The organism is Serinicoccus shuyuelongi, assembly GCF_045032955.1.
In the GTDB taxonomy this organism is placed as follows: domain Bacteria; phylum Actinomycetota; class Actinomycetes; order Actinomycetales; family Dermatophilaceae; genus Ornithinicoccus.
Map to the genome: position 1 here is coordinate 260,106 of NZ_JBJFZU010000005.1, position 25,234 is coordinate 285,339.

A 25,234-nucleotide genomic window follows, 5' to 3' on the forward strand; every position below is an offset into this window, starting at 1 on the left:
GGCGCCCTGGTCGCCACCAAGACGAACCGCCGGAGGGCTCAGGCGCGGGCGCTGTCCGCGTGCGCGAGGAGTCCCTGGGACTCGGCGAGGAAGCGTCCGGCGTGGTCGCCGAACCACTCCTCCACCTCACCGAACTGCCGCACGAACGCCTCCCGGTCCCCGGTGCGGAGCAGCTCGATGGCCCGGGAGTACCGCTCGTGGTAGCGCTCGATCAGCTCCAGGGCGTCGGTCGAGCCGGTGATGATGTCGAAGTACAGCTCGGCGTCCTGGGCGAAGAGGCGCCCGACCATGATGAGCTCGAGGCGGTAGATCGGCGAGGACAGCGCGAGCAGGGTGTCCAGGTCACGGTCCTCGTGAGCCAGGTGCCAGCCGTAGGCGAAGGTCGAGAAGTGCCGCAGCGCCTGGATCAGGCCCATCGCGTGGTCGTGCTCGTCGGCGTCGACCTCGTGCATCCGGGCCCCCCAGAGGCGGACCTGCTCCAGCAACCAGACGCTGGCGTCGGGGTCGCGGCCGGGCACGTGTGCGACGACCTGCTTGGCGAAGCTGTCCACGTCGGGGCCGAACATCGGGTGCAGCCCGAGCACCGGGCCGGGGTGCTGCTCCAGCATGGCCGCCATCACCGACCGCTTGGTGGAGGTCAGGTCGACCAGCAGGCAGTCGGCGGGAAGCGGCGGCAGCGAGCGCACCACGTCGACCGTGTCGTGGATGGGCACCGAGACCAGCACCATCCCGGCGCCGGCGACCGCGGCGGCCACCTGCTCGGGGGTGTCGTCGCGCTCGACGACGCGGACGTCATACCCGGAGAGGGTGAACATCCGCCCGAAGAGGGCGCCCATCCTGCCGGCCCCGCCGACGACGACGACGGGCCCGAGCCCGGGGGCACGGCGGGTGAAGCCCATGTTCTTCTCGTGGGTGTAGGCCTCGCGCATGCACCGGCGCAGCACGTCCTCGATCAGGTCCGGGGACAGCCCGCGCTGCTGGGCGAGCTCGCGCTTGGCGGCGATCATCGCGCGCTCCCGGTCGGGGGCGTAGATGGGCAGGCCGTGCTTGCCCTTGACCTCCCCGACCTCGGCGACCAGCTCGAGGCGCCGGGCGAGCAGCTCCAGCAGCTGGCCGTCGACCTCGTCGATCTGGGCGCGCAGGGCACCCAGCGGCGCCTCCGGGCCGCCTGCAACATCCGTCATGGCGATCGATCCTAGACGCCCACGCCCTAGACTTTGACCGGTCAGCCCCCGTAGCTCAATGGATAGAGCAACGGCCTTCTAATCCGTAGGTTGCAGGTTCGAGTCCTGCCGGGGGCGCCCGCGTGACGAGCCGCCGACCTGTTGCCGACGGGGCCGGATAGGGACATAGGCTGTCGACGGTCATCCCCGGAACGACCCGTCAGTGGAGGAACCGTATGTGTCGAGTGCTCGCGTTCATCGGACCGGAGACCCCGCTGGAGCATCTGCTCCTCACGCCCACGAACAGCCTGGTCAACCAGGCCCTCGACCCTGAGCGCCACCCGGAGCTGCAGCTGGCCGGGTGGGGCTTCGGCGCCTGGAGCGAGCACCTCCTCAAGCCCGAGGAGCCCTTCATCTACCGCCGCCCCACCGCCGCCTTCTATGACGACAACCTCGAGCACGTCGTCCCGAGCCTGCGCGCCAGCACGATGCTCGCCCACGTGCGGGCCTCCGCCTACGACGCGCAGGTCGTGCTGGCCGACGAGAACTGCCACCCCTTCTCGTTCACCGGGACCCCCTGGATCGTCGCGCAGAACGGCTACCTGCCGAACTGGCAGCTGCTGCAGCGGGAGCTGCTGCAGCACTGCCAGGACAGGTACCTGAAGCAGATGCGGGGCAACACCGACACGGAGTTCCTCTACGTCCTCCTGCTCTCCCTGCTCGAGGGCGACAGCGACGAGGACGTCCAGCGCGCGGTCGAGACGATGGTCCCGCTGATCGCCGCGGCGATGGCGGACCTCGACCTCCCCGGCCTGACCAAGCTGAAGATGGCCCTGGTCTCGGTGGACCGGATCATCGGGGTCAACGTCGGTCTCGGACTCCAGGGCGAGACGAACCCGACCGGTGACTGGCAGGAGCTGCGCGAGTCCGGTCCGGGCACGGACGACTTCGCCCTGTCGATGCTCCTGGAGCCGATGTACTTCCTGATGGGTCGCCACTTCGACAGGGACCCGGCGACCTACGACTTCGAGACGTGCGAGGAGGACGAGGCGACGGGGGCCATCTTCGCCTCCGAGGCACTGACCGACGACACCGACGGCTGGTCGCATCTCAACTTCGGCGAGATGGTGTTCCTCAGCAACGAGGGCGGGAAGGTGACCAAGACCGTCACCACGCTGTCGATGTAGGCGGCCGGGCCGTCGCGGCCCCGGGCCATCGGAGTCAGGCCGACGTCCTCGGTATGCGGTCGCGCACCGTCTCCTCGTGCACCGTCTCGGACCTGCCGTCCCGCTCGGCGGTGGCCCGGACCGTGTTCTCCAGGACGAAGGTGTCCGCGTCGCAGGTGATCACCGACCGGGTCTGCACCTCGGCCGCCCAGCGGTCGTTGCTGAGCCGGATCCGCCAGTGCGACTCGGTCCGCGGTGAGGACGGGTCCCCCTCCCGGATGAGGTACACCTCGCGGGCCGACTCCAGGAACTCCAGCCCGTCGGGGTAGCGGCGGGTGCCGCCGTAGCCCGGGTCGACCTCGATCGTCGTCTCCCCGGCCGCCACGTCGTGGCGGACCACCCTGGCCGGCCGGGGGTCCTCGGCGCCGTCCGGCACGGTGATCGGGATCGGACGGGCGTGGCGCGCCGGCCCGAAGGCGACCGGCACTGCGCCGGGGTCCACCAACGGCAGGGTCATCGAGCTCGCGGCCAGGTCGACCTCGAGGGCGTCGTCGACGCCGTGCGGCCACACCCACGGCCAGTAGTGGTTGCTGAGCGCGACCCGGATGCGGTGCCCGGGCCGGAAGTGGTGCCCCGCGGCCACCAGCGGCACCTCCACCTCGACGTCCTCGCCGACCGGCAAGGGCACCGACCGGTCCATGCCGTCCCTCTTCAGCAGGTTCAGCACGCCCCGGCTCACCAGGGTCGAGGGCCCGTCCGGGGCGACGTCGCAGAGGCGTACGACCACGTGCCCGCGGTCGTGGGTGGAGCGCAGCCGGAGCCTGGCCACCGCGGTGCCCAGCAGCTCCACGGCGACCTCCCCGACGGGGTGGTCCAGGCATACCGAACGACCGTCCTCGGCCCGCTGGTCCGGCGGCAGGTCGGCCGGGTTCCCGAACGGGAAGAACCTGCCCGCGTCCTGCCCGGTCGCCCACGGGGACCGGACCGTGACCCGCCCGTGCCCCAGGGTGAGCTCGCGGCGGGGAACCTCGCCGGGCCAGTCCACCCCCACCCAGCGGCCCTGCTGCTCGGCGACGTAAGGAGCCGGTGGCCCCGGGTCGGTGACCCAGGCGCGCAGGTCCGGCTCGGCCTCGACGCCGGTGTCGGCGCCCTTGAGCCACCGGTCCCACCAGCGCAGTGTCTCGCCGAGGAAGTCGATGCCGGGTCCCGGGGCCAGCCCCCGGTCCGGGTACTGGTGCGACCAGGGGCCGATGATCCCCTTGACCGGGGCGTCCAGGCGGGTCAGCAGCCGCAGCACCGCGTCCCGGTAGGGGTCGGCCCAGCCGCCGACGGCCAGCACCGCCGCCCGGATGCCGGCGTAGTTCTCGCTGACGCTTCCGTGGCGCCAGTACCCGTCCCGCTCCTGGTGGGCGAGCCAGACCGGTCCCAAGGGGCGCTGGTGCTGCAGCCGCTCACGCCACCGCTGCACCCACCCGGGGCCGACCACCTCGGGCCGGGGCGGCCGGGAGGCGAAGGCCAGCATGGTGCCGGCCCACCCCGCCATGTCGATGGCCAGCACCGCACCCCCCACGTAGTGCACGTCGTTGTCGTAGCGGTCGTCGGTCGAGCAGACCGTCACCACCGCCTTCAGCGCCTCCGGGGCACGCTCGGCGATCTGCAAGGAGTTGAACCCTCCCCAGGAGATGCCGAACATGCCGACGGCACCGCTCGACCACGGCTGCCGGGCCAACCACTCGACGACCGCGACCCCGTCGTCCAGCTCGACCGGCGAGTACTCGTCCTCGAAGAGTCCTTCCGAGCTGCCGGTGCCACGCACGTCGACGCGCACCGAGGCATACCCGTGCGCGGCGTAGTAGGGATGCCGTTCGCTGTCCCGCACCGAGGTCCAGTCGTCGAGGCGGTAGGGCAGGTACTCCAGCAGCACCGGTACCGGTATGCCCTCGGCACCGGTGGGCAGCCACACGCGCGCCCGGAGCCGCACCCCGTCGGCCATCGGGATCCAGAGGTCACGGACCTCGATGGTGGCCGGGTCGATGTCCACGAAACCTCCGGGTGGTCGTTCGAGTCGCACGGTATGGCGGCGACCCGGACACCCTAGGTCGTCGATCGGGCCGACGTGGCCGGCCGATCCGGTGCGGTCCACCGGTCCACGAGCAGCCCGGTGAGCCACAGACCGATGACGGTGCCGCCGACGGCCCGGACCAGGAAGGCGACGTTGATCCCGGTCAGCACCGCAGAGTACGCGCCGGCGGGGAGCAGCGCCGTCAGGGCCAGCTCCAGCAGGATCGACCCCAGCCAGAGGGACACCCCGACCCAGACCAGCGAGATGGGGTGGTCCCGCAGGGGCAGCCGACCGGTGCTGCGCGTCAGGATCGCCAGCCCCAGCATCACCACCCCCACGGCGAGCAGCAGCGTCCCCACCAGGGGCAACAGCCCCAGCAGGACGTACCCGGCATGGTCCAGCGGTGTCCCCGGAGCAGCCGGACCCGAGCGGCGCCACGGCACGCTCAGAAGAGTCCCTACGACAGCAACGAGAAGTCCGATGGCTGCCACTCTGCGTACCATCTCCTCACCGTACGGGACAGGACCGATGCCATCCACGGTCCGAGTCCTGAGGGCCTTCCACAGGTCGTCCTCTCGCCTCGAAGGAGAGCCATGCCCCGCATCCAGCGCTTCGACCACGTCGGCATCACCGTCGCCGACCTCGACGCCGTCCAGGACTTCTTCGTCCGTCTCGGGCTCGAGGTCGCGGGTGAGCGGATGGTCGTGGAGGGCGAGTTCCTGGACACCGTCATCGGTATGCCCGGATCCCGCACCGAGATCGTGATGCTGAGCACGCCCGGGGGTGACACCACCCTCGAGCTCTCGCGCTTCCTTCGGCCGGGCCACCTTCCCGGATCGCCCACCGCGATGGCGAACGAGCTGGGGCTGCGCAACGTCGCCTTCGAGGTGGACGACCTCGGGGCGCTGGTCGCGGCGCTCGCTGCCGACGGGTTCGGGCTGGTCGGTGGCATCGGCACCTACGAGGGCGCCTGAACGATGGCCTACGTCCGCGGACCGGAGGGGATCATCGTCTCCCTGGCCGAGCGGATCGGCTGAGCGGCTGGGGCGTCACGGCGCCCACCAGGTGTGCACGAGGTACCCGTAGCTGAGGTGCCGACGCCCCGGGTACGCGTCGAGCCACCCCTGGGCCAGCTCGGCGGGAAACTCCAGCCGCAGCACCGCCTCGAGGTCGGCCCGCGAGTCGAACTGCCAGGAGCTCAGGACGGGGGTGGTGGCGGCCCCCTGCTCAGCCCACCAGCCACGGGCATACCGGTCCTGTCCCTGCGGCGCCGCCCAGGAGCTGGCGGTGAGCAGCTCGGCGAACTCCCCCTGCTCGGTGTCGTTGTCGACGACCACCAGGGCACCCCCGGGGCGGAGCACCCGGGCCACCTCCGCGAGGCCGGCCGAGGGGTCGAACCGTGGGTGCGGGAAGAAGTAGGCGAACCGTGCGTGCACGACGTCGGCGGACGCGTCCTCGAGGGGGATGCTCTCGGCCGAGCCGTGCAGCACCGTCGCACCCCCGGCGCGAGCCCGCGCCGGGCCCAGCAGCGACGCGTCGGGCTCCACCCCGACGACCCGCGCGGCCTCCTGGTAGCGCGGGAGCCAGAACCCCGACCCGCAGCCCACGTCGACCAGCGTGCGGCCGTCCCACGGGGCCTGCTCCTGCAGCGCGGACCAGAGCCGGCCCTCGCGGTCGATGGCCGCGTTCTCGATGTCGTAGACGGCGGGGTCGACCGCCTGGTTGCCCGAGGGTACGAAGTCCGTGAAGCTCACGGGGCCGCAGCATGCCCGGTCGACCGTCCTCGCACAACGGCTTTTCGCGCGGCCAGCGACGGGTGCTGATCCAGGTCGCCCGCACCGGCCCCATCGGCGACCCTGGAAGCATGACGAAGCACACGCTGACCATCACCCTGGACGCGGACATCACCGACGAGGACGCCCTCGTCGAGTCGGTGCAGTCCGCGACCCCCGAGGACTCGCTCTCCCCCGACGACATCCGCGCCGAGGACCGTGCCGCCGCCAGCCTGGTGGCCGGTGTGTCCAAGGCCCTCAAGGACCTCTCGGTCCCGGGGGTGGAGATCAGCGAGCCGAAGGTCGCTGCCCGGGACGAGTAGGCCCACGCCGCGAGCCGAGGGCATACCCCACCAGTCCGGACAGCAGCAGCGCCCCCAGCGCGAGGAGCAGCAGCCCCCACAGCTGGTCCGGGAAGAACATGTAGGGCAGCCCCGCCTCGGCGGGCAGCGGCTGGTAGGCGAACCAGCCGAAGGACCGGGTCCGGCCGGGGTCTGCCACGAGGACCCCGCCCACCAGCAGCGCCACGGCGAGCACGACCGCGGCCCAGAAGCGACGCCCGCGCGGTGCGCGTGTGTCGCTCGCCCCTTGCTGTGCCCCCATCATGCCCCCGGCACGAAGACGCGCCGATGAGCGCTGATGGTCTCCAGCAGGGCTCGTTCCCGGTGCTGCCAGACCGGGTCCGGGCCGCTGTGCGCCAGGTGCTTGCGCACCATCGCCAGCTCCCCGCTCTCGTCCTGGAAGGCCTCCATCGCCCGCTCCGCGGGCTTGCCACCGACCCCGCGCGCCCAGTGCCTCGCCCGCCGCCGCTCCCCCGGGTCGGCGATCATCGCCACCTCCGCCGGGGTGTACCAGCCGGCCAAGCCGTAGCCGGTGAGGGTGTCCCGCACGATCCGTGACTCCCGGACCCTCGCCCAGCGCAGCAGCATCAGGAAACCGATGAACAGCGGGACCTGCACCACAGCGAAGAGGACGAAGTAGCTGCCCGACGCCGCGACGGCGCTGTAGTTGAAGAGGGCGTGCAGGAAGACCGCCCCGGCGAAGCCGACGAGGACGATCCAGGCCGATCCCCAGCGACGACGGGTGGTGATCAGCCCCAGCGCCAGCCCGATGCAGACCGTGAACATCGGGTGCGCGAACGGGCTCACCAGGCAGCGCAGCACGAAGATGCCCACCAGCCCGGCCGGTCCCGCCTCCACGTACATCTGCCCCAGGTAGATGATGTTCTCGACGAACGCGAAGCCGGCCGCCACGATCCCGGCGTAGACGATCCCGTCGGTCACCCCGTGGAACTCGCGCCGGGCCAGCCAGAAGATGAGCAGCACCCCCAGCCCCTTGAAGAACTCCTCGGACAGCGGGGCCACCACCACCGCACCGAGGACGACCGGGTCCTCGTGCATCCCGGCGAAGAAGGCGACCCCGAGCTCGTTCAGGACCAACGCCCCCAGGGTCGAGACGAGAGCCCCCCACAGGAACGCGAACCACAGCAGCCTGGGCGGCTCCGCCTCCAGCCGGTCCACCCAGATGAACAGGGGTATGACGATGCCCAGGGCGAGGGAGGAGGTCACCATCCCGAGCACCGCCGCCTGCACACCCACCGCGGTGGTGACCACCAGGGTCATCGCCAGGCCGGCCAGCCCGAACATGGTCACCGTGACGCTCCACAGCAGCACCCTGCGGATGACCGGGCGTCGGGTGGCGTTCGGCGGGGTCGGGGCCGAGGGCTGGAAGGTCATCACCTGGTGCCAGTCACCCCCGCCGGCGGAGGGACCCGTGGGGGGAGGCAGCGAGCCGGTCGGCTGCGGGGGCTGGAACACCATGGCCGTGAGATTACCGGTAGGTGGAGGCATACCCTGGGTGCGTGAGCGCTGAACGTATCGTCTGGATCGACTGCGAGATGACCGGCCTGGACACCGTGGCCGATGCCCTGGTCGAGGTCGCCTGCCTGGTGACCGACTCCGAGTTGACCGTGCTCGGCGAGGGCGTCGACGTGGTGATCCGCCCGCCGCAGGAGGCGATGGACCAGATGGGTGACTTCGTGCGCCAGATGCACACCGACTCCGGGCTGCTCCCCCTGCTGGAGGGCGGGATCACCCTGGAGGAGGCGCAGAACCAGGTGATGGAGTATGTGCGCGAGCACGTCCCCGACGCCCGCAAGGCGCCGTTGGGCGGCAACACCGTCAGCACCGACCGGGCCTTCCTGGCCCGGGACATGCCCGAGCTGGAGGCCCACCTGCACTACCGGATCGTGGACGTCTCCTCGATCAAGGAGCTCGCCCGCCGCTGGTACCCGCGCGCCTACTTCGCCGCCCCCCGCAAGACCGGTGGCCACCGCGCCCTGGGCGACATCCAGGACAGCATCGCCGAGCTGCGGTACTACCGGGCGGCGATCTTCCGGGACCACCCCGGGCTGGACACCACCGCGCTGCGGCAGATCGCCACCGACCAGCAGGAGGCGGGCGCCGCACCCGGCTGAGCCTCCGACCGCCGCTTCTCGGCCTCTCGTCCTCCTGCCCCGGCAGGAGAACGGGAGGTCGTTCTCGTTCCCGGGGTTGACGGCATACCCACCTCCATGGTTCATTAGTCATGTAATGAACCACATGACCAAGGAGGTTGCGTGTTCGACGGACGCGAACCGATCTACGTCCAGATCGCCGAGGCGATCCGGGGCGAGATCCTCTCCGGCGCCCTCCAGGAAGGGGACCAGGTGATGAGCACCACCCAGTACGCCACCACCTACCGCATCAACCCCGCGACCGCCGCCAAGGCGTTCGCCGAGCTCGTCGACGAGGGGGTCCTCTACAAGCAGCGGGGCGTCGGCATGTTCGTCACCGACGGGGCCGCGGCCCGGCTGCGGAGCAAGGGCAGCGACAGCTTCTTCGCGGAGCGCCTCTCCCCCGTGCTGCGCGAGGCCGCCCACCTGGGCATCACCGCCGAGCAGCTCATCACCTACATCAGCGATCAGCACCCGACAGGAGGCTCCGACCGATGAACGTCACGTTGGAGGACGTCAGCGTCCGCTTCACGGACACCACCGCCCTGGACGCCGTGTCCCTGAGCTGGTCCGAGGGCGGGATCCACGGCCTGCTCGGCCGCAACGGCGCCGGCAAGTCGACCCTGCTCTCCCTGATCGCCGCCGCACGACGACCCACCTCCGGGAGCGTCCGGGTGGATGGGCAGGACCCGTGGGAGCGCGGGATGCTCACCGAGCGGATCTGCCTGGTCCGCGAGGGCGGGGACCTGATCGACGAGGAGCCGATCGGCGACACCCTGGAGATGCTCGAGACGCTGCGCCCCACCTTCGACCGGGCGTACGCCGACGACCTCCTGGACTCCTTCGGTCTCAGCGCCGATACCAAGGTCAACCACCTCTCGCGTGGCCAGCGCTCCACCGTCGGGGCCATCGTCGGGCTGGCGTCCCGGGCCCCACTGACCCTGCTGGACGAGGTCCACCTGGGCATGGACGCCCCCACCCGGCAGCACTTCTACGACGAGCTGATCGCCGACTACGTCGAGAACCCCCGCACCTACGTGATCTCCAGCCACCTCATCGCCGAGCTCGAGCCCATCGTGGAGACGGTCACCATCCTGTCCCGCGGTGCACTGCTCCTGCAGTCGGGGGCCGACGACGTCCGAGCCCGGGGGCTCACGCTCACCGGCCCGACCGCGACGGTGGACGACCTGGTGGGAGGGCTGCCCGTGATCGGCACCCAGGACCTGGGCCCGACCCGCCGGGTCACCCTCTTCGGCGAGCTCGACCAGCACGCCCTGGAGCACGCCCGCAGCGTCGGCGTCGAGGTCGGCCGTGTCCCGTTGCAGGACCTGTTCATCCACCTGACCGAGGAGGACCACCGATGAGCACCAAGACCGTCGCCCGACCGGCACCCGAGCCCCAGGCCCTGGGACCGCACTGGCGCCGCAGCTTCGACCTGACCATGTGGATGTGCCTCTACGTCGCCAAGTGGTTCCTGCTCATCATGCTGGTGATCGGCGTCGGGGTGGCTCTCGTCTACCGGTACAACACCGTTCCCGAGGTCTCGATCGTGCAGTTCGGCCAACAGGCAGGCCTGTGGTTCGGCTTCTCGATGATGATCATGTGCGGGGTCATGACCCCGACGTACATCATGAACGGCATCACCCGGTCCGGCGCCGCCACGGGGTCCCTGGTGACCGCGGCAGGGCTGGCCGCGACGTTCTCGATGAGCCTGGTCCTCCTCCTGATGCTGGAGCGCCCCCTCTTCGGCGCCCTGGGGTGGCGGGCGGGCCTGGCGGACGACCCGAACGAGCCCGCCGCGGGCTACGCGCTACCGCTCCTGCTCTTCCTGTTCCTTCTCTACTGGGCCGGGAACGTCTCGGGCCTGCTGGTGCACACCGCCTACTACCGGCTCGGCGGACTGCTGGGCACGGCGGCCCTACCGCTCACCCTGGCCCCGGTGTTGCTGGCCGCGGTCTACGGGACCAACGCCGGCACGCCCTGGGGGACGGCCCAGGACATCCTGCCCACCGCCCTGAGCCTCGACCTCGGCGTCTGGCAGCCGGCGCTGCCGCTGGCCCTGATCATCGTGGCCTCGGCGGCGCACTACCGGCTGACCATCACCATGGCACTCGCCCCCAAGGAGGCCTGACATGACCACCCCGACCACCGCCCCGGCGCCCCCGGCCCCGGAGACCGGCACCCCCGTCATCCGGGTGCAGCACCTGCGCAAGGCATACCGGGACAAGGTCGCCGTGCGCGACGTGTCCTTCGAGGTCCGGCGCGGCGAGATCTTCGGCATCCTCGGCGCCAACGGCGCCGGGAAGACCACCACCGTGGAGATCCTGGCGAACCTGCGCCGGGCCGACGGTGGTCGGGTCGAGGTCCTCGGCGTCGACCCTCGCCGACACCCGGCATACCTCAAGGAACGCCTGGGCATCCAGCTGCAGGAGTCCACCCTGCAGGGCCAGATCACGCCGCGCGAGGCGCTGCGGCTCTATGCGGCGTTCTACCCCGAGCCCGAGGACCCGGAGGTGCTGCTGCGCCTCCTCGGTCTGGCGGACAAGGCGGACACCCCCTTCGACGATCTCTCCGGCGGCCAGAAGCAGCGTCTGTCGATCGCGCTGGCGCTGGTGGGCCGGCCGGAGATCGCCATCCTGGACGAGCTCACCACCGGGCTCGACCCCCAGGCCCGTCGGGAGACGTGGGGGCTCATCGAGCAGGTGCGGGACCAGGGCGTCACCATCATCCTGGTCACCCACTTCATGGACGAGGCCGAGCGCCTGTGCGACCGTCTGATGGTCATCGCCGACGGCGTGGTGGCGGCGCAGGGTTCCCCTGCCGAGCTGACCGGTGCCGCCGAGGGTGCTCGCTCGTTCCGCATCGCCCTGCCCGACGGACACCACCCGGACCGACTCGGACTGCCCGTGCTGCCCGAGGTCACCAGCATCGAGCCCGCCCAGCGGGGCTGGACCATCAGCGGCACCGACGCGGTGCTGCCCGCCGTCGTGCTCGCGCTCAGCGAACAGGGCGTCATCCCGGACGAGGTCCAGACCCGGGCGCGCTCGCTGGAGGACGTCTTCGTCGACCTCGTCACCACCACGCAGGAGGCATCGTGACCACCACCGCACCCACCACGACCCACCGCCTGGGCATGCCCGGGCTCGGACGCCTCATCGCAACCGAGTTCCGGCTGTTCACCCGGGACTACGGCAGCCTGTTCTTCGTTGTCGCCTTCCCTACCGTGCTCCTGCTCGGCATCGGACTCGCCGTCCCGGGGATGCGCGACCCCCTGACGGACGCCGGGCCCTGGACCGGGTTGCAGGCGCTCGACCTGATGACACCGACGATGATCTGCGTGGCCATCGCCACCGCCGGTCTGTCGTCGTTCCCGACCTACCTGGCGGGCTACCGGGAGAGAGGCGTCCTGCGACGACTGTCCACCACGCCGATGGCACCGCAGGGGATCCTGATCGCCCAGGCCGGGGTCAACCTCTTCTGGCTGATGATCGGCAGCGTCGCTGCGGTCACCGTCGCGGTCGTCCTGCTCGACGTCCCACTGCCCCAGGACTGGGGCCTGCTCCTGCTCACCCTGCCCCTGGCGATCGGGTCGGTCTTCGGCATCGGACTCATCCTGGGCGGGGTGATGCGCAAGGCGAGTGCGGCCGGCGGTATCGGGATGCTCGTCTACTTCCCGCTGCTCTTCTTCGCAGGCCTCTGGACCCCGGGGCCGACCATGCCGGAGACGTTGCAGACCATCTCCACCTGGATGCCGCTGGGCGGGGCCAGCCAGGCGATGACCACGGCCTGGTTCGGCGTCGGGGACTTCCCGACCGAGCAGTTCGTCTCGATGGGGCTGTGGACGGTGCTCACCTGCACCATCGCGGTCAAGGTGTTCCGCTGGCGCTGACGTCCCTCACAGGGGCCCCAGCACCTGAGCAGGCTCCGCTGTCAGCGCGAGGCCGTCGAGGACCCTCAGGAGCTGCCGCTCCTCGTAGCGGAAGTGGCTCTCCATGATCGCGGCGATCCCCTCCAGGTGGCGGTCGAGCTCGTCCGGCGTGGCCGAGGCCTCGACCGCCTTCTGCAGTCCGCCGACGAGGTGCCCGATCATCGAGTGGTCCTGCTGCAAGGAGCGCAGCGTCGGTGCCAGCTCAGGGTATGCCGCTGCGACGGCCGGGAAGAGGTGTCGGTCCTCGCCCTCGTGATGGCCGGTCAGAGCGGCACAGAAGCCATGACAGAAGAGCAGCAGGTCACGTGTGGCGGCTTCGGCGCCACCGTCCTCATCGACAGCGTCCCGGACCACCTCGAGGGCGTCCCGCAGCCGCCCGTGCACCTCGCGCAGCTCCTGGCTCCAGGCCACCAGCCTGGTCGTCTCGCCGTCGCTCACGACAGGCGAGACTACACCGAGCGCGCTTCTGGTAGAGGTCTGAATGTGACCACAATGGCTCCTACAGTCGGTCACATGACGAACTCAGAGCGTGACGACCTGCTGGATCTCCTGCACAAGCACCGGGACCTGTTCCGGCTGACGGTGGCGGGGCTCAGCGACGAGCAGGGCCGGGCCACACCCACCGCCAGCACGCTGTGCCTCGGCGGGCTGATCAAGCACGTGGCCGCCACCGAGAAGGAGTGGGCGGACTTCATCGTCGACGGGGCGACGACCCAGGGCGACGTCGACTGGGAGGGCATCGACTGGAGCAACCCACCGACCTGGGCACTGGACTACCAGAACCAGTTCCGGATGCTCCCGGGTGAGACCCTGGCCGGCCTGCTGGCGGACTACGCGGCGGTGGCGGCCACCACCGACGAGCTGGTCGCCCGGGTCGACCTCGACGCGCGCCACCCGCTGCCGGAGGCGCCCTGGTTCGAGGCGGGCACCAGCTGGTCCGTCCGGCGGACCGTGATGCACATCGCGGTGGAGACGGCCCAGCACGCCGGCCATGCCGACATCATCCGCGAGAGCCTCGACGGTCAGCGCTCGATGGGCTGATCGACGATCGTGGCGACCGCCCCCTTGGCGGAGCGCCCCGCGCCGATCAGGGTGGCCGAGGCGAAGCCGGTCCAGTCGCCGTAGCCGAGCAGGTGCAGGCGCGGCTCGTCCAGCGACCGGGTTCCCTCGGTCCTCGGCATCCCGTCCTCGCGGGTCAGGCCCAGCGGGGCGAGGTGCTGGAGCGTGGGCCGGAACCCGGTGCACCAGATGACCGCGTCGCAGGTATGCCCGCTGCCGTCCGCCCAGGCGACACCCTCGACGGTGAGCCGGTCGAACATCGGCCGGGCGTGCAGGACGCCGCGCTCCCGCGCCTCCCGCACGGGGGGCACCATCACGATGTCGCCCAGCCCGGTCACCCCCTCGGTCTCCCGGCCCGCCCGGCGGGCCGCGTCCCTGCGGGTGGCCACGTCGAAGAGGACCCGACCGTCCACGTCGTCCGGCATGAACCGCGGCTCCTCGCGGGCGACCCAGAGGGTGTCCGCCACCCGGGAGACCTCGGCGAGGATCTGCGCGGCCGAGTTCCCGCCGCCCACGACGACGACGGACCGCCCACGGAACGGCTCCGGGCTGCGGTAGTCGACCGTGTGGAGCTGCTCACCGGCATACTCCTCGTGCCCGGGCCGCAGCGGCAGGTAGGGCGACCCCCAGGTGCCGGTGGCGCTGATCACGTGCCGGGCGTGCCACACCTGGCCGGTGCCGGTCTCGACCGCCAGCCGCTCGCCCGCGTCCCGCACCGCCAGCACCCGGACCGGTCGGTGCACCGGCAGCTCGTAGCGCTCCTCGTACCGGGTGAGGTAGGAGACGACGTGGTCGGCGCTCGGGTACTCCTCCCCCTCCTGGGCGGGCATCCACCAGCCCGGCAGAGGGCTGTGCGCGGCCGGGGAGAAGAGGTGCAGCGAGTCCCAGCCGTGCTGCCAAGCACCGCCGGGGTGGTCCTCGGCGTCGAGGACGACGAACCGCAGGCCCGCCCGCCGCAGGAAGTACCCGGCGGCCAGGCCGGCCTGACCACCGCCCACGACGACGACGTCGACCTCGTCGACCTGTGGGACCCCCGCCATCGGCTAGGGACGCCCGAGCAGCTCGTCCACCAGGGTGCCCACCCGGGCCCGGATGTCGTCCCGGATGGGGCGCACGGCCTCGAGCCCCTGCCCGGCGGGGTCGTCCAGCTGCCAGTCCTCGTAGCGCTTGCCGGGGAAGATCGGGCAGGTGTCGCCGCAGCCCATGGTGATGACGACGTCCGAGGCCTGGACGGCCTCGGTGGTCAGCACCTTCGGCTGCTCCCCGACGATGTCGACACCCTCCTCGGCCATCGCGGCGACGGCGACCGGGTTGATCGCCTCGGCCGGCACCGAGCCGGCCGAGCGGACCTCGATCCGGTCACCGGCGAGGTGCCGCAGGTAGCCGGCGGCCATCTGGGACCGGCCGGCGTTGTGGACGCAGACGAAGAGGACGGACGGCGTGCGGGCGGGCGAGGGCTGCTCGGACATGGGGCTCCTTCCGGGAGCTGTCGACGGTTCAGGGGGTGAGGAGGGTGTCCAGCAGGGCGCGGACCCGGACGGTGATCTCGTCCCGGATGGTCTCGACGCCTTCGGGCGAGGCCAGGGCGGGGTCGCCCACCGGCCAGTCCTCGTAGCGCACACCCGGGATGAGCGGGCAGACGTCGCCGCAGCCCATGGTGACGACCACGTCGGCGGCGCGGACGGCGTCGTCGGTCAGCGGCTTCGGGAACCGGTCGGCGGCGTGGTCGTCCCCCTCGATCCGGGTCAGCAGGGTCCGCACGTGCGGGTGCACGTCCGCGGCCGGGGCCGATCCTGCGGAGCGGGCCACCACCCGGCCACCGGCGAGCTGGTTGACGATGGCCGCCGCGAGCTGAGAACGCCCGGCGTTGGCGACGCAGACGAAGAGCACCTGCGGCACCGACGTCTCCCGGTCCCGGGTCAGGTCGGCCAGCCGCTGCCGGGCGAAGCGCTCGGTCTGCGGCACCAGGTAGCGGGTGATCCGGGCCGACCGGGCCAGGCCCGCGTAGGACTCACGCACCACGCTCAGCACCAGCTCCCGGTGCAGCTGCGGCATCTCGTCGGCGATCCGCTCACCCAGCCGGGTGACCCGTGCGTCGAGATCCTCGCCGCCCTCCTGCACCGGCGCGGGCGAGGTCGGCACGTCCCGGGTGACGACCGCGGGGGCGAAGGCGTCCAGCAGCGCGGTGACCGCCCCCTGCCGGCCGTCCGCGATGCGGTACCAGACCCAGGTCCCCCGCCGCTGCGCGGAGAGCAGGCCGGCCTCCTTGAGCGTCCTCAGGTGGTGGGAGACGGTGGGCTGGGAGACGTCGGCGAGCTCGGCGAGGTCGCAGACGCACGACTCGCCGCGCTCGTCGGTGGCGACGGCAGAGAGCATCCGCAGCCGCAGCGGGTCCCCGAGCGCCTTCAGCGTCGCCGACAGCGAGGTGGCCGCCTCGGTGCTGATGGCGTAGGCCGTCGTCGGGCGGCAGTCCTCCGCACGCTCCTGCGCACTGGTGGTCGTGGTGCTCATGGCTGCTCCGTCCTGGGGGCGTAAGGATCCGTGCGGAACCAGCGGCGGCCGAGCCACAGCGTGACGTAGACCAGGCCGACCAGCACCGGCACCTCGATGAGGGGTCCGACCACGCCCGCCAGGGCCTGGCCGGAGGTGGCGCCGAAGGTGCCGATCGCCACCGCGATGGCGAGCTCGAAGTTGTTGCCGGCCGAGGTGAACGCCAGCGTGGTGGTCCGGGCATACCCGAGCCCGAGACCCTTGCCGACGACCATCCCGACGGACCACATGAGGGCGAAGTAGGCGAGCAGCGGCACCGCGATCCGGGCGACGTCCCAGGGGCTGGAGGCGATCGCGTCACCCTGCAGGGCGAAGAGGAGCACGATGGTGAAGAGCAGCCCGTAGAGCGCCCACGGTCCGATCACCGGCAGGAAGCGCTCCTCGTACCAGTCCCGGCCCTTGCGCCGCTCGCCGATCCAGCGCGAGGCGAACCCGGCGACCAGCGGTATGCCGAGGAAGACCAGCACGTTGAGCGCGATCTGCCCGACCGAGACGTCAAGGCCCTGGGTGTCCAGGCCCAGCCAGGTCGGCAGCACGGTGAGGTAGAACCAGCCGAGCAGCGAGAACGCGAAGACCTGGAAGACGGAGTTGATGGCCACCAGCACCGCGGCCGCCTCCCGGTCCCCGCAGGCCAGGTCGTTCCAGATCACCACCATCGCGATGCAGCGGGCCAGGCCGACGATGATCAGGCCGGTGCGGTACTCCGGCAGGTCCGCCAGGAAGAGCCAGGCGAGGGCGAACATGACCGCCGGTCCCACCAGCCAGTTCAGCACCAGCGAGGAGACGAGCAGCCGCCGGTCCCCGGTGACGGTGGCGACCCGGTCGTAGCGGACCTTGGCCAGCACCGGGTACATCATCACCAGCAGCCCGAGGCCGATGGGCACCGAGATCCCGGCCACCTCCATCCGGCCCAGCAGCGCGGACAGGGCCGGTACGAAGCGGCCGAGCACCAGCCCGACGACCATCGCCAGCCCGATCCACAGCGGGAGCCAGCGGTCCAGCGTCGACAGTCGTGCCGTCGCCGCAGGTGGCGCGGCGACCTCTACCCCGTGATGTGACATGCGTCTATATTGACGCGCATCTAATCAGGAAGCAAGTCAGTCCCGCCACACCACCGGCACACCCGAGAAGGTCCCGTGCCCGCACGTCGGTCCGCCCGGCGCGGCCCCGACCTGCTGATCCTCCCGCTGGTCGTCCGGCCGCTGCCCCGACTCGTCCCCCTGCCACCCCTGCTGCTGTCCCATGCGCTGAACGTACCAGTGGGTACGGTGCCCCGCACGGGACGCACCGTCCGAGGCACGAAAAAAGATGACCCCGGCCCGAAGGCCGAGGTCATCCTCGGGGTGAGCGACGGGACTTGAACCCGCGACCCTCGCGACCACAACGCGATGCTCTACCTGCTGAGCTACGCCCACCATCGATGCCCGGAAGCTGAAGGCCTCAGGGCAACGCGGATCATCCTAACGCCTCGAACCTCGTGCTCCGAAACCTCACTCGGCGCCGCGACCCTCCAGGCCCAGCGGCTCCCCGTCGGCCTCCAGCTCGTCGGCTGCCCGCATCCGCCGCTCTCGCGCCGCCCGGACCATCTCGTCCTCCTTCTCCCGCTTCTTGGCGGTGCCCTGGAGGTCGCGCGGCGGCAGCAGGATGTCCTCCTCCGCGGCCATCCCGGCGGCCAGCTGCCTGCCGCGCTCGATCTCCGCGTCCAGCTCGGCGCCGAGCACCAGCGCGACGTTGATCAGCCAGACCATCAGCAGCAGGATGATGACACCACCCAGGGCGCCGTAGGTGGCGTTGTAGCTCCCGCTGTTCATGGCGTAGAGGAAGAAGCCGGCACCGGCCACGATCGAGGTGAGCACGGCCAGCACGGCACCCGGTGAGAGCCAGAGGAAGGTGGGCTGGCGCACGTTCGGGGTGCCCCAGTAGAGCAGTCCGACGATCGTCATCAGGATGACCAGGATGACCGGCCACTTGGCGATGTTCCAGACCGTGGTCGCTGTCCCGGACAGCCCGATGATGCCGAAGACCGCCTCGGCGATCGTCCCGCTGAGGGTCACCGAGAGCACGATCAGCATCAGCATCAGCATCACGACGACGGTCACCAGGAGCAGCCACGGACGCAGCTTCCAGACCGGACGCCCCTCCTCGGTGTCGTACACCACGTTCATCATCCGGCTGAAGGCGTTGACGTAGTTGGAGGCCGACCACAGCGAGCCCAGCAGACCGATGACCAGCAGCGCACCCGCCCCGTCGCTGCGGCTCATGCTCTCCAGGTAGGACTGGACCGTCTCGATCGTCGAGTCGTCCATGCCGAGCTCACCGCCGAGGTCCGCGATCGCGTCGTTCGTCGCGCCGCCCTGCCCGAGGAAGCTCAGCGAGGTCGAGATCGCCAGGATCATCGGGAAGATCGACATCATCGAGTAGTACGTCAGCGCCGCCGCGAGGTCCGGGCCCTGGTCGCCGAGGAACTTCGCGAAGGTGCGGCTGCCCACGCTCTTCCAGTCGGTACTGGTCGCGGAGGCCTGCGCTGCGTCGTCGTCACTCACGTCCGTCAGTCTGGCACGCCCCTTCGCACGCCGTCGTCTCCAGCAGCGCCGCCCCAGGCGCTCTCGTTCGGTGTCGCCCCGGCTCGAGGTCCTCGTCGGCCGGGGCGACGACCCATGACGGACGGAAGTGCGCCACGGGAGGTCACCACGCTACGCCCCGGCGCGGTCCCAGGTGAGGTGAACATGACGAGACCCCCGCCCGGTGGTCCCGGACGGGGGTCTTCGGCTGGTGCGCCCACAGGGACTCGAACCCCGAACCCGCTGATTAAGAGTCAGCTGCTCTGCCAATTGAGCTATAGGCGCGCAACAGCGAAGAACGTTACCACCGCAGCCGCCGCACCCGGAAATCCGCTGTCAGCGCGCGGGACCCGGGGCGCTGCTGTCCACCACCACGTCGGCCCGTTCCCGGGTGCCGTCGACGGCGAACAGCTCCTGCTCCTGGCGCGCCCAGCGCTCCCAGTGCGGCCGGTAGGCCTCACCGTCCCGGGCGATCCCGCGCCACATCCGTTGCTCGGTGTCGGCCTCCACCCAGACCCGCAGCGCGGCGTGCGGGGCGGCCGGCCCGACGCTGCTGCCGCACCCCTCGACCACCACCACCGGAGCCTCCGGCACGGTGACCGTCCCGTCCCAGGCGTCGGCGTGCCAGTCCCAGCGCCGGTATGCCGCCCGCGCGCCCCGGGCCAGCGGCTCCAGCACCTGCTCGGTCAGCAGCCCCGGGGCCTGGGCCAGCCCGTCCCAGCCGGGGAAGAGGTCGTCCATCTGCACCAACGGCGCTCCCAGGTCCCGGGCCAGCGCGGTGGCCAGCACCGTCTTGCCCGAGCCGCTGGGGCCGTCGACGGCCACCACCCGCACCTGCCCGCAGCGGGCGGGCCGGCCCTCGAGGGCGGTCCGCACCCGGGCCAGCGCCCGCTCGTCGACCGGCATCCCCTGCAGCAGCGGCTGGTGCAGCCCGGGGCCGCCGACGGACCTCCAGGCCAGGTCCACCGACGCCGAGCAGGGCAGGTCGTCGACCTCGGTCAACGGCACCCAGCGCACGTCGTCGCTGCTGCCGTCCCGCTCCACCCGGAGGTCCCCGCCGAGCACCTCGGCCCGGTAGACGACCTGCACGATCTGCAGGGGCCGGTCCGAGGGCGCGACACGGTCGTGCGCGGGCACCATGTGGGCGTGGGTGGCGACGACCTCACCGAGGCGCACGTCGTAGCCGCTCTCCTCCCGCACCTCTCGGACGGCGGCCTGCTCCGGGGTCTCCCCCGGCTCCAGGCCGCCACCGACCAGCGACCACCCGCCGCGCACCGAGCGGCCGTCGTGCACGGGCATACCGGACCAGTGGCTGAGCAGCACGGCACCGTCGCGCTCGACCCAGGCGTAGCAGCCGACCCTGATGTCGTGGTCCATCGCGGTGTGTCCGGACCCTCAGTCGGTCGGGGTGATCGTCGAGACGTCGATGACGTAGCGGTAGCGCACGTCGCCGGCCACCACCTTGTCGTAGGCCGCGTCCACCTCGTCCGCGCTGATCGTCTCGATGGTGGCGGCGATCCCGTGCTCGGCGCAGAAGTCGAGCATCTCCTGGGTCATCGCGATGCCACCGATCATCGACCCGGCGAGCACCTTGCTCTGCCCGACGACCGACCCCGGCGGGACGGAGTAGGGACTGTTCGGGATGCCCACGTTGACCATCGCGCCGAACGGCTTCAGCAGCGCGAGGTAGTCCTCCATCGGCAGGTCCGCGCTGACCGTGTTGAGGATCAGGTCGAAGCTGCCGGCGAGCTCGGTGAAGGTCGCCTCCTCCTTCGTGGAGTACTGGTGCGCGGCACCGTAGGCGCGGGCGTCCTCGGCCTTGGCCAGGGTGCGGGAGAGCACCGTGACCTCGGCGCCCATCGCCGCCGCGATCTTGACACCCATGTGCCCCAGGCCACCCATCCCGATGACCGCGACCCGGGCGTCCGGGCCGGCGCCCCAGCGCTTCAGCGGGGCGTAGGTGGTGATCCCGGCGCACAGCAGCGGGGCCGCGGCGTCGAGCCCGAGCCCCTCCGGGATCCGGCAGACGAAGCGCTCCGAGACCGCGACCGAGCCCGCGTAGCCGCCCATGGTGATCTCGCCGTCGTAGCCCTCACCGGCATACGTCATCACGCTGCCCTTGGTGCAGAACTGCTCCTCGTCGGCTCGGCACATCTCGCACTCGCCGCACGAGTCGACCATGCAGCCGACGCCGACCCGGTCACCGACCGCATACCGGGTGACGGACTCGCCGACCTCGCTGACGACGCCCGCGATCTCGTGGCCGGGGACCATCGGGAAGGGGCTGGTGCCCCACTCCTCACGGACCTGGTGGATGTCGCTGTGGCAGATCCCGGCGTAGGCGATGTCGATGCGGACGTCGTCTGCGCGCAGGTCGCGCCGCTCGATGGTGGTCTGGCGGAAGGGGGCGCTGGCGGAGGGGACGGACAGGGCCGGGGTGGTGTGGGCGGTCATGGCCACCACGCTAATCGTTGAACCCTGGACCGCCACCCAGACAGGGCCCCCGTAGCCTGGGGCCATGCGTGCCCTGATCAAGCCCGGCGCCGGGCCAGGACTGGAGCTCACCGACGTCACCGAACCCTCCCCGGGGCCGGGGGAGGTGAAGATCCGGGTGCTGCGTGCCGGACTGTGCGGCACCGACCTGCACATCGAGGCCTGGGACGACTGGGCGGCCGGCATGCTGGCGCCCCCGCTGGTCGTGGGGCACGAGTTCTACGGCGAGATCGTGGAGCTCGGCGAGGGCGTCCCGACCGACGAGCGCTACGGCCTGTCCCCCGGGCAGCGGTGCTCGGTGGAGGGGCACGTGGTGTGCGGTACCTGCCGCAACTGCCGTGCCGGGCGCCGGCACATGTGCGTGCGCACCTCCAACCTGGGGGTCAACCGGGACGGCTGCTTCGCCGACTACGTGGTGGTGCCGCACAGCAACGTGTGGGTGCAGCCCGAGATCGTGGACCCCGACCTGGGCGCCGTCTTCGACCCGCTGGGCAACGCCGTGCATACCGCGCTGTCGTTCCCGCTCGAGGGCGAGGACGTGCTGATCACCGGGGCCGGGCCCATCGGGGTGATGGCCACCGCCATCGCCCGGCACGCCGGGGCCCGGTACGTGGTCGTCACGGACGTCTCACCGTCCCGCCTGGAGCTGGCCCGGGCGGCCGGCGCCGACGTCGTCGTGGACGTGTCCCGGGAGCGGATCCGCAGCGCCCAGGACCGGCTGGACCTGTCCGAGGGCTTCGACGTGGTGCTGGAGATGTCCGGCAACCCGGCGGCGATGGCCGAGCTCATCGACAACTGCACGCACGGCGCGAAGGTCGCCATGCTGGGGCTGCCCGCCGAGCCGTTCGCGATCGACTGGGGCAAGGTGATCACCCACATGATCACCCTCAAGGGGATCTACGGCCGGGAGATGTACGAGACCTGGTACAAGATGACCGCGATGCTGCAGACGTCGGAGCTGCTGCGCGACCGGGTCCGCTCGGTCATCACCCACCGGTACCCGGCCGAGCAGTGGCAGGAGGCCTTCGCCGCGGCCCGCTCCGGCGAGGTCGGCAAGGTCATCATGGACTGGAGCGACAGGAGCACCTGATGTATGCAGACACCAAGGAACAGCTGACCGCCGAGCTGGCGCAGATCGAGGCCGACGGGCTGACCAAGACCGAGCGGCAGATCACCACCTCGCAGTCGGCGCACATCGCCACCACCGCGGGCGAGGCGCTGAACTTCTGCGCCAACAACTACCTCGGGCTGGCCGACCACCCGGACGTGGTGGCCGCCGCCCACGACGCGCTGGACCGCTGGGGCTTCGGGATGGCGTCGGTGCGCTTCATCTGCGGCACCCAGACCCAGCACCGGGACCTGGAGCGGGCGATCGCCGACTTCGTGGGGACGGAGGACTCGATCCTCTTCCCGTCCTGCTTCGACGCGAACGGCGGCATCTTCGAGGTGATCTGCGGTCCGGAGGACGCGATCATCTCCGACCAGCTCAACCACGCCTCGATCATCGACGGGGTGCGGCTGTCCAAGGCGAAGCGCTTCCGGTATGCCAACCGCGACATGGCGGACCTGCGCACCCAGCTGGAAGGGGCACGGGAGGCCGGGGCCCGACGGGTCCTCGTGGTCACCGACGGGGCGTTCTCGATGGACGGCTACCTGGCGCCGCTGGAGCAGATCTGCGACCTGGCCGAGGAGTTCGGCGCGATGGTGATGGTCGACGACAGCCACGCCACCGGCTTCGTGGGCGAGGGTGGACGCGGATCGCACGAGGCGTGCGGGGTCCTGGACCGCGTGGACATCATGACCGGGACGCTGGGCAAGGCGCTCGGCGGTGGCAGCGGCGGGTATGTCGCGGCGCACCAGGAGATCGTGGACCTGCTCAAGCAGCGGGCCCGCCCCTACCTGTTCTCCAACGCGGTGGCCCCCTCGGTGGTGGCCGGTTCGTTGAAGGCCCTGGAGATCGCCCGGGACTCCGACGAGCCGCGGGCCCAGCTACGACGCAACGCCGAGCTGTTCCGCACGCTGATGGGCGGGGCCGGCTTCGAGCTGCTGCCCGGCGAGCACGCGATCGTGCCGGTGATGTTCCCCGGTGAGGACGGGGCCCGTCGGGCCAGCCAGACCGCCGACGCGATGCTGCGCCGCGGGGTCTACGTCATCGCGTTCTCCTACCCGGTCGTCCCCAAGGGGCAGGCACGGATCCGGGTGCAGCTGTCCGCCTCCCACTCCGAGGAGGATGTGCGCACCTGCGTCGACGCCTTCGTCGCCGCACGGGAGGAGATCGGGTGAGCCCCACCGGTCCCGAGATCAGCCGGCGTCAGGAGGAACGGCGACGGCGGGCCGGGCGCCGGCGTCGACGCACCGAGGAGGACGCGCTGCGGGCCCTGCGCGGGTCGCTGGGGTCGGGACGGCTCGCGCTGGTCGGGATGTGGGTGATCCTGGTACCTGCCATGACCGTCGTCCGGAGGTGGCTGTTCCCCGACTCCTGGGGGGCAGCACTGTTCTACAGCGTGCTCTGGGCCTCGCTCTTCGTGCTGATCTGGGGACTGGGCGAGAGGTGGCGTCGTCGTCGCATCGTCCACGTCACCGACGTGCAGTCCCTCGAGCGTGGGACGGTCACCGCACGTCGCGGCTTCCGGGTCCAGGTGCAGGGTGAGCAGCACGAGGTCACCTGGCGCACCGACGCCCTCTTCGCGTTGGACGTGGGTGACACGGTCTACGCCGCACCGTCCATCACCCCCGGGGAACGGATCGTCCTGGTCCGTGAGAGGGACATCAACGGCCTGCGCGACGTCATCGCGCCCCGCGGCGAGGCGACCAGCGTAGGGCCGGCGCCCGGCTAGGAGCCGTCCTCCCACGCACTCGTACGCACCTGATGACACGGAGCCGTGCTGGAACACGTCATCATGACGACAGGTGCAGACGAGTGGCCGGGATCAGCCGCGGTTGAAGATGCGGCGCATCCCGCCCAGGGTGATCGCCACGGCGGCCACGCCGCCCAGGACGACGGCGAGCGTGTCGTAGCGCAGGTTGCCGTCGGCGTCGTAGGTGACCTCGTTGGCCTTGCCCTTGAGCGAGGCGACCGCGTTGGCCTTCAGGGTGTCCGGGCTGACGCGGTAGGTCAGCTCGTCGACGGTGCGCGCCAGGCGACCGCGGGTGGCAGAGATGTCGGCCTCGATCTCCTTCACGGAGCGGGCAGGCTGCTTGTTGGCCATGGGGTGGAAGATCCTCAACCTCGGAGATGGGACTGCTGTTTGAGACGATAACGCAAGCAGTTGCCGTCCCCCACGTCGAAAGGTCACCCATGCCCCGCCTCGAGCCCGGTCAGCCCGCCCCCGCCTGGAACCTGCCCACCGCCGACGGGGGTCGGCTGAGCCTGTCCGACCTCGCCGGCCGCAAGGTCGTCGTCTACGTGTACCCGGCCGCGATGACGCCCGGGTGCACCACCCAGGCGTGCGACTTCCGCGACAACGAGGCGGTCTTCGCGCAGCACGGGTATGCCGTCGTCGGCGTCTCCCCCGACCCGGTCGAGAAGCTGGCCACGTTCGTGGAGAAGGAGTCGCTGACCTTCCCGCTCGTCTCGGACGAGGGCAAGGAGATGCTCACCGCCTACGGCGCCTACGGGGAGAAGCAGAACTACGGCCGGACGGTCGTCGGCGTCATCCGGTCGACCTTCGTGCTGGACGAGGAGGGCAAGGTCGAGGTGGCGAAGTACAACGTCCGCGCCAAGGGCCACGTCGCCTCACTGGCCAAGCAGCTCGGCATCAGCCTCTGACCGGGCGTCCTGGGTTGCCCGACCGGGCGTCTCGTCGTGCCCGTCCAAGCGTCTCGTCGTGCCCGTCCACAGGTATGCCGGTGCGCTCGGCGGGACTCGAACCCGAGAAGCGCGTGCAGGTCAGAGACATTCGTGCTGGTCAGAGGCCCGACCCGACACGAGCCAATGTGCCCCCAGTACGGCCAGACCATGAAAAGTGTGCCCCCAGGGCACGCCC

Annotated in this window: 30 protein-coding genes and 3 tRNA genes; 15 read left to right on the plus strand and 18 right to left on the minus strand. The window is 71.1% G+C overall.

Going from position 1 to position 25,234, the window contains the following annotated elements:
* Window positions 1-38 precede the first annotated feature (38 nt).
* Window positions 39-1,184, minus strand: coding sequence for a bifunctional chorismate mutase/prephenate dehydrogenase (gene tyrA / locus ACI3EY_RS08960; RefSeq protein WP_405040183.1), 1,146 nt, complete (start codon window positions 1,182-1,184; stop codon window positions 39-41).
* 44 nt (window positions 1,185-1,228) lie between these two features.
* Here tyrA and ACI3EY_RS08965 point away from each other — a divergent pair.
* A tRNA-Arg gene (locus ACI3EY_RS08965) sits at window positions 1,229-1,301 on the plus strand.
* Between the two features lie 98 nt (window positions 1,302-1,399).
* Complete coding sequence (locus tag ACI3EY_RS08970) at window positions 1,400-2,350, plus strand: class II glutamine amidotransferase (RefSeq protein ID WP_405040184.1); 951 nt, start codon at window positions 1,400-1,402, stop codon at window positions 2,348-2,350.
* A gap of 34 nt (window positions 2,351-2,384) precedes the next feature.
* Here ACI3EY_RS08970 and ACI3EY_RS08975 read toward each other — a convergent pair whose 3' ends face one another.
* Together ACI3EY_RS08975 and ACI3EY_RS08980 are read right to left on the minus strand one after the other, a co-directional pair.
* Window positions 2,385-4,370, minus strand: a complete 1,986-nt coding sequence (locus tag ACI3EY_RS08975; RefSeq protein ID WP_405040185.1) for a CocE/NonD family hydrolase — start codon at window positions 4,368-4,370, stop codon at window positions 2,385-2,387.
* 53 nt (window positions 4,371-4,423) lie between these two features.
* Window positions 4,424-4,834 (minus strand): hypothetical protein, encoded by a 411-nt coding sequence (locus ACI3EY_RS08980; RefSeq protein ID WP_405036037.1) that lies wholly within the window; start codon window positions 4,832-4,834, stop codon window positions 4,424-4,426.
* A 150-nt stretch (window positions 4,835-4,984) separates the two neighbouring features.
* Here ACI3EY_RS08980 and ACI3EY_RS08985 point away from each other — a divergent pair, with 150 nt between their 5' ends.
* Window positions 4,985-5,365 (plus strand): VOC family protein, encoded by a 381-nt coding sequence (locus ACI3EY_RS08985; protein ID WP_405040186.1) that lies wholly within the window; start codon window positions 4,985-4,987, stop codon window positions 5,363-5,365.
* Between the two features lie 75 nt (window positions 5,366-5,440).
* On the opposite strand, the gene ACI3EY_RS08990 is transcribed toward ACI3EY_RS08985, so the two are convergent.
* On the minus strand, window positions 5,441-6,145 hold the full coding sequence (locus ACI3EY_RS08990) for a class I SAM-dependent methyltransferase (RefSeq protein ID WP_405040187.1): 705 nt from the start codon (window positions 6,143-6,145) through the stop codon (window positions 5,441-5,443).
* A 110-nt stretch (window positions 6,146-6,255) separates the two neighbouring features.
* On the opposite strand from ACI3EY_RS08990, the gene ACI3EY_RS08995 reads away from it, so the two are divergent.
* Complete coding sequence (locus ACI3EY_RS08995) at window positions 6,256-6,486, plus strand: hypothetical protein (RefSeq protein ID WP_405036034.1); 231 nt, start codon at window positions 6,256-6,258, stop codon at window positions 6,484-6,486.
* Here ACI3EY_RS08995 and ACI3EY_RS09000 read toward each other — a convergent pair.
* Together ACI3EY_RS09000 and ACI3EY_RS09005 are read right to left on the minus strand one after the other, a co-directional pair.
* A complete protein-coding gene (locus ACI3EY_RS09000) occupies window positions 6,452-6,766 on the minus strand; it encodes a hypothetical protein (RefSeq protein ID WP_405036033.1) in 315 nt (104 codons plus the stop codon). The genes ACI3EY_RS08995 and ACI3EY_RS09000 overlap by 35 nt on opposite strands.
* Window positions 6,766-7,983 carry a PrsW family intramembrane metalloprotease gene (locus ACI3EY_RS09005; RefSeq protein WP_405036032.1) on the minus strand — a complete coding sequence of 406 codons (1,218 nt, stop codon included), beginning with the start codon at window positions 7,981-7,983 and terminating at the stop codon, window positions 6,766-6,768. Before ACI3EY_RS09005 ends, ACI3EY_RS09000 begins: the two co-directional genes overlap by 1 nt.
* 41 nt (window positions 7,984-8,024) lie before the next feature.
* Between ACI3EY_RS09005 and orn the strand changes: the two genes are divergently transcribed.
* From orn to ACI3EY_RS09035, 6 genes are all read left to right on the plus strand, one after another.
* Window positions 8,025-8,639 carry an oligoribonuclease gene (gene orn, locus ACI3EY_RS09010; protein WP_405036031.1) on the plus strand — a complete coding sequence of 205 codons (615 nt, stop codon included), beginning with the start codon at window positions 8,025-8,027 and terminating at the stop codon, window positions 8,637-8,639.
* 141 nt (window positions 8,640-8,780) lie between these two features.
* On the plus strand, window positions 8,781-9,155 hold the full coding sequence (locus ACI3EY_RS09015; protein ID WP_405036030.1) for a GntR family transcriptional regulator: 375 nt from the start codon (window positions 8,781-8,783) through the stop codon (window positions 9,153-9,155).
* Window positions 9,152-10,021, plus strand: coding sequence for an ATP-binding cassette domain-containing protein (locus tag ACI3EY_RS09020; RefSeq protein ID WP_405036029.1), 870 nt, complete (start codon window positions 9,152-9,154; stop codon window positions 10,019-10,021). The genes ACI3EY_RS09015 and ACI3EY_RS09020 overlap by 4 nt, the downstream gene beginning before the upstream one ends.
* Complete coding sequence (locus tag ACI3EY_RS09025; protein WP_405040188.1) at window positions 10,018-10,788, plus strand: hypothetical protein; 771 nt, start codon at window positions 10,018-10,020, stop codon at window positions 10,786-10,788. The genes ACI3EY_RS09020 and ACI3EY_RS09025 overlap by 4 nt, the downstream gene beginning before the upstream one ends.
* A 1-nt stretch (window position 10,789) precedes the next feature.
* Entirely contained in the window at window positions 10,790-11,755 is a 966-nt protein-coding gene (locus ACI3EY_RS09030; RefSeq protein WP_405040189.1) for an ABC transporter ATP-binding protein, read from the plus strand.
* Window positions 11,752-12,546 carry an ABC transporter permease gene (locus ACI3EY_RS09035; protein ID WP_405036026.1) on the plus strand — a complete coding sequence of 265 codons (795 nt, stop codon included), beginning with the start codon at window positions 11,752-11,754 and terminating at the stop codon, window positions 12,544-12,546. Before ACI3EY_RS09030 ends, ACI3EY_RS09035 begins: the two co-directional genes overlap by 4 nt.
* 6 nt (window positions 12,547-12,552) lie before the next feature.
* On the opposite strand, the gene ACI3EY_RS09040 is transcribed toward ACI3EY_RS09035, so the two are convergent.
* Window positions 12,553-13,023 (minus strand): hemerythrin domain-containing protein, encoded by a 471-nt coding sequence (locus tag ACI3EY_RS09040; RefSeq protein WP_405040190.1) that lies wholly within the window; start codon window positions 13,021-13,023, stop codon window positions 12,553-12,555.
* A 75-nt stretch (window positions 13,024-13,098) separates the two neighbouring features.
* Here ACI3EY_RS09040 and ACI3EY_RS09045 point away from each other — a divergent pair, with 75 nt between their 5' ends.
* On the plus strand, window positions 13,099-13,626 hold the full coding sequence (locus ACI3EY_RS09045; protein ID WP_405040191.1) for a DinB family protein: 528 nt from the start codon (window positions 13,099-13,101) through the stop codon (window positions 13,624-13,626).
* Here the strand turns inward: ACI3EY_RS09045 and ACI3EY_RS09050 are convergent.
* The 10 genes from ACI3EY_RS09050 to ACI3EY_RS09095 all read right to left on the minus strand — a co-directional run bounded on the left by ACI3EY_RS09050 (window position 13,608) and on the right by ACI3EY_RS09095 (window position 21,209).
* Window positions 13,608-14,684: an ArsO family NAD(P)H-dependent flavin-containing monooxygenase gene (locus ACI3EY_RS09050; RefSeq protein ID WP_405040192.1), complete on the minus strand. Its 1,077-nt coding sequence runs from the start codon at window positions 14,682-14,684 to the stop codon at window positions 13,608-13,610. The two genes, ACI3EY_RS09045 and ACI3EY_RS09050, sit on opposite strands and share 19 nt — an antisense overlap.
* Window positions 14,685-14,687: 3 nt before the next feature.
* Window positions 14,688-15,113, minus strand: coding sequence for an arsenate reductase ArsC (locus tag ACI3EY_RS09055; RefSeq protein ID WP_405040193.1), 426 nt, complete (start codon window positions 15,111-15,113; stop codon window positions 14,688-14,690).
* A 28-nt stretch (window positions 15,114-15,141) separates the two neighbouring features.
* Complete coding sequence (locus ACI3EY_RS09060; RefSeq protein WP_405040194.1) at window positions 15,142-16,155, minus strand: metalloregulator ArsR/SmtB family transcription factor; 1,014 nt, start codon at window positions 16,153-16,155, stop codon at window positions 15,142-15,144.
* Window positions 16,152-17,255 carry an ACR3 family arsenite efflux transporter gene (gene arsB / locus ACI3EY_RS09065; RefSeq protein WP_405040195.1) on the minus strand — a complete coding sequence of 368 codons (1,104 nt, stop codon included), beginning with the start codon at window positions 17,253-17,255 and terminating at the stop codon, window positions 16,152-16,154. The genes ACI3EY_RS09060 and arsB overlap by 4 nt, the downstream gene beginning before the upstream one ends.
* A gap of 36 nt (window positions 17,256-17,291) precedes the next feature.
* Window positions 17,292-17,438: a hypothetical protein gene (locus tag ACI3EY_RS09070; RefSeq protein ID WP_405040196.1), complete on the minus strand. Its 147-nt coding sequence runs from the start codon at window positions 17,436-17,438 to the stop codon at window positions 17,292-17,294.
* Between the two features lie 98 nt (window positions 17,439-17,536).
* Window positions 17,537-17,609: transfer RNA gene (locus ACI3EY_RS09075), tRNA-His, on the minus strand.
* Window positions 17,610-17,684: 75 nt separating this feature from the next.
* Entirely contained in the window at window positions 17,685-18,737 is a 1,053-nt protein-coding gene (locus tag ACI3EY_RS09080) for a YihY/virulence factor BrkB family protein (protein WP_405040197.1), read from the minus strand.
* A gap of 227 nt (window positions 18,738-18,964) precedes the next feature.
* Window positions 18,965-19,040: transfer RNA gene (locus tag ACI3EY_RS09085), tRNA-Lys, on the minus strand.
* 51 nt (window positions 19,041-19,091) lie between these two features.
* Window positions 19,092-20,132, minus strand: coding sequence for an NUDIX domain-containing protein (locus tag ACI3EY_RS09090; RefSeq protein WP_405040198.1), 1,041 nt, complete (start codon window positions 20,130-20,132; stop codon window positions 19,092-19,094).
* Window positions 20,133-20,150: 18 nt separating this feature from the next.
* Complete coding sequence (locus ACI3EY_RS09095) at window positions 20,151-21,209, minus strand: NAD(P)-dependent alcohol dehydrogenase (RefSeq protein WP_405040199.1); 1,059 nt, start codon at window positions 21,207-21,209, stop codon at window positions 20,151-20,153.
* A gap of 64 nt (window positions 21,210-21,273) precedes the next feature.
* Here ACI3EY_RS09095 and tdh point away from each other — a divergent pair, with 64 nt between their 5' ends.
* Genes tdh through ACI3EY_RS09110 form a run of 3 tightly spaced genes read left to right on the plus strand, consistent with a single transcriptional unit; the run spans window position 21,274 to window position 24,085 of the window.
* Window positions 21,274-22,338 (plus strand): L-threonine 3-dehydrogenase, encoded by a 1,065-nt coding sequence (gene tdh, locus ACI3EY_RS09100; RefSeq protein ID WP_405036015.1) that lies wholly within the window; start codon window positions 21,274-21,276, stop codon window positions 22,336-22,338.
* Window positions 22,338-23,531 (plus strand): glycine C-acetyltransferase, encoded by a 1,194-nt coding sequence (locus ACI3EY_RS09105; protein ID WP_405040200.1) that lies wholly within the window; start codon window positions 22,338-22,340, stop codon window positions 23,529-23,531. The genes tdh and ACI3EY_RS09105 overlap by 1 nt, the downstream gene beginning before the upstream one ends.
* On the plus strand, window positions 23,528-24,085 hold the full coding sequence (locus ACI3EY_RS09110; RefSeq protein WP_405040201.1) for a hypothetical protein: 558 nt from the start codon (window positions 23,528-23,530) through the stop codon (window positions 24,083-24,085). The genes ACI3EY_RS09105 and ACI3EY_RS09110 overlap by 4 nt, the downstream gene beginning before the upstream one ends.
* Before the next feature lie 93 nt (window positions 24,086-24,178).
* Here the strand turns inward: ACI3EY_RS09110 and ACI3EY_RS09115 are convergent, their stop codons facing one another.
* Complete coding sequence (locus tag ACI3EY_RS09115; RefSeq protein WP_405036012.1) at window positions 24,179-24,457, minus strand: DUF3618 domain-containing protein; 279 nt, start codon at window positions 24,455-24,457, stop codon at window positions 24,179-24,181.
* A gap of 89 nt (window positions 24,458-24,546) precedes the next feature.
* On the opposite strand from ACI3EY_RS09115, the gene bcp reads away from it, so the two are divergent.
* Entirely contained in the window at window positions 24,547-25,017 is a 471-nt protein-coding gene (gene bcp / locus ACI3EY_RS09120; protein ID WP_405036011.1) for a thioredoxin-dependent thiol peroxidase, read from the plus strand.
* Window positions 25,018-25,234 lie beyond the last annotated feature (217 nt).

Bases quoted from the DNA above. Each gene is read 5' to 3' on its own strand.
- tyrA (WP_405040183.1), bottom strand. From the start codon at position 1,184: ATGACGGATGTTGCAGGCGGCCCGGAGGCGCCGCTGGGTGCCCTGCGC.
- ACI3EY_RS08970 (WP_405040184.1), top strand. From the start codon at position 1,400: ATGTGTCGAGTGCTCGCGTTCATCGGACCGGAGACCCCGCTGGAGCAT.
- ACI3EY_RS08985 (WP_405040186.1), top strand. From the start codon at position 4,985: ATGCCCCGCATCCAGCGCTTCGACCACGTCGGCATCACCGTCGCCGAC.
- ACI3EY_RS08995 (WP_405036034.1), top strand. From the start codon at position 6,256: ATGACGAAGCACACGCTGACCATCACCCTGGACGCGGACATCACCGAC.
- ACI3EY_RS09000 (WP_405036033.1), bottom strand. From the start codon at position 6,766: ATGGGGGCACAGCAAGGGGCGAGCGACACACGCGCACCGCGCGGGCGT.
- ACI3EY_RS09005 (WP_405036032.1), bottom strand. From the start codon at position 7,983: ATGGTGTTCCAGCCCCCGCAGCCGACCGGCTCGCTGCCTCCCCCCACG.
- ACI3EY_RS09020 (WP_405036029.1), top strand. From the start codon at position 9,152: ATGAACGTCACGTTGGAGGACGTCAGCGTCCGCTTCACGGACACCACC.
- ACI3EY_RS09025 (WP_405040188.1), top strand. From the start codon at position 10,018: ATGAGCACCAAGACCGTCGCCCGACCGGCACCCGAGCCCCAGGCCCTG.
- ACI3EY_RS09030 (WP_405040189.1), top strand. From the start codon at position 10,790: ATGACCACCCCGACCACCGCCCCGGCGCCCCCGGCCCCGGAGACCGGC.
- ACI3EY_RS09045 (WP_405040191.1), top strand. From the start codon at position 13,099: ATGACGAACTCAGAGCGTGACGACCTGCTGGATCTCCTGCACAAGCAC.
- ACI3EY_RS09050 (WP_405040192.1), bottom strand. From the start codon at position 14,684: ATGGCGGGGGTCCCACAGGTCGACGAGGTCGACGTCGTCGTCGTGGGC.
- ACI3EY_RS09055 (WP_405040193.1), bottom strand. From the start codon at position 15,113: ATGTCCGAGCAGCCCTCGCCCGCCCGCACGCCGTCCGTCCTCTTCGTC.
- ACI3EY_RS09060 (WP_405040194.1), bottom strand. From the start codon at position 16,155: ATGAGCACCACGACCACCAGTGCGCAGGAGCGTGCGGAGGACTGCCGC.
- arsB (WP_405040195.1), bottom strand. From the start codon at position 17,255: ATGTCACATCACGGGGTAGAGGTCGCCGCGCCACCTGCGGCGACGGCA.
- ACI3EY_RS09070 (WP_405040196.1), bottom strand. From the start codon at position 17,438: ATGGGACAGCAGCAGGGGTGGCAGGGGGACGAGTCGGGGCAGCGGCCG.
- ACI3EY_RS09090 (WP_405040198.1), bottom strand. From the start codon at position 20,132: ATGGACCACGACATCAGGGTCGGCTGCTACGCCTGGGTCGAGCGCGAC.
- ACI3EY_RS09095 (WP_405040199.1), bottom strand. From the start codon at position 21,209: ATGACCGCCCACACCACCCCGGCCCTGTCCGTCCCCTCCGCCAGCGCC.
- tdh (WP_405036015.1), top strand. From the start codon at position 21,274: ATGCGTGCCCTGATCAAGCCCGGCGCCGGGCCAGGACTGGAGCTCACC.
- ACI3EY_RS09105 (WP_405040200.1), top strand. From the start codon at position 22,338: ATGTATGCAGACACCAAGGAACAGCTGACCGCCGAGCTGGCGCAGATC.
- ACI3EY_RS09115 (WP_405036012.1), bottom strand. From the start codon at position 24,457: ATGGCCAACAAGCAGCCTGCCCGCTCCGTGAAGGAGATCGAGGCCGAC.
- bcp (WP_405036011.1), top strand. From the start codon at position 24,547: ATGCCCCGCCTCGAGCCCGGTCAGCCCGCCCCCGCCTGGAACCTGCCC.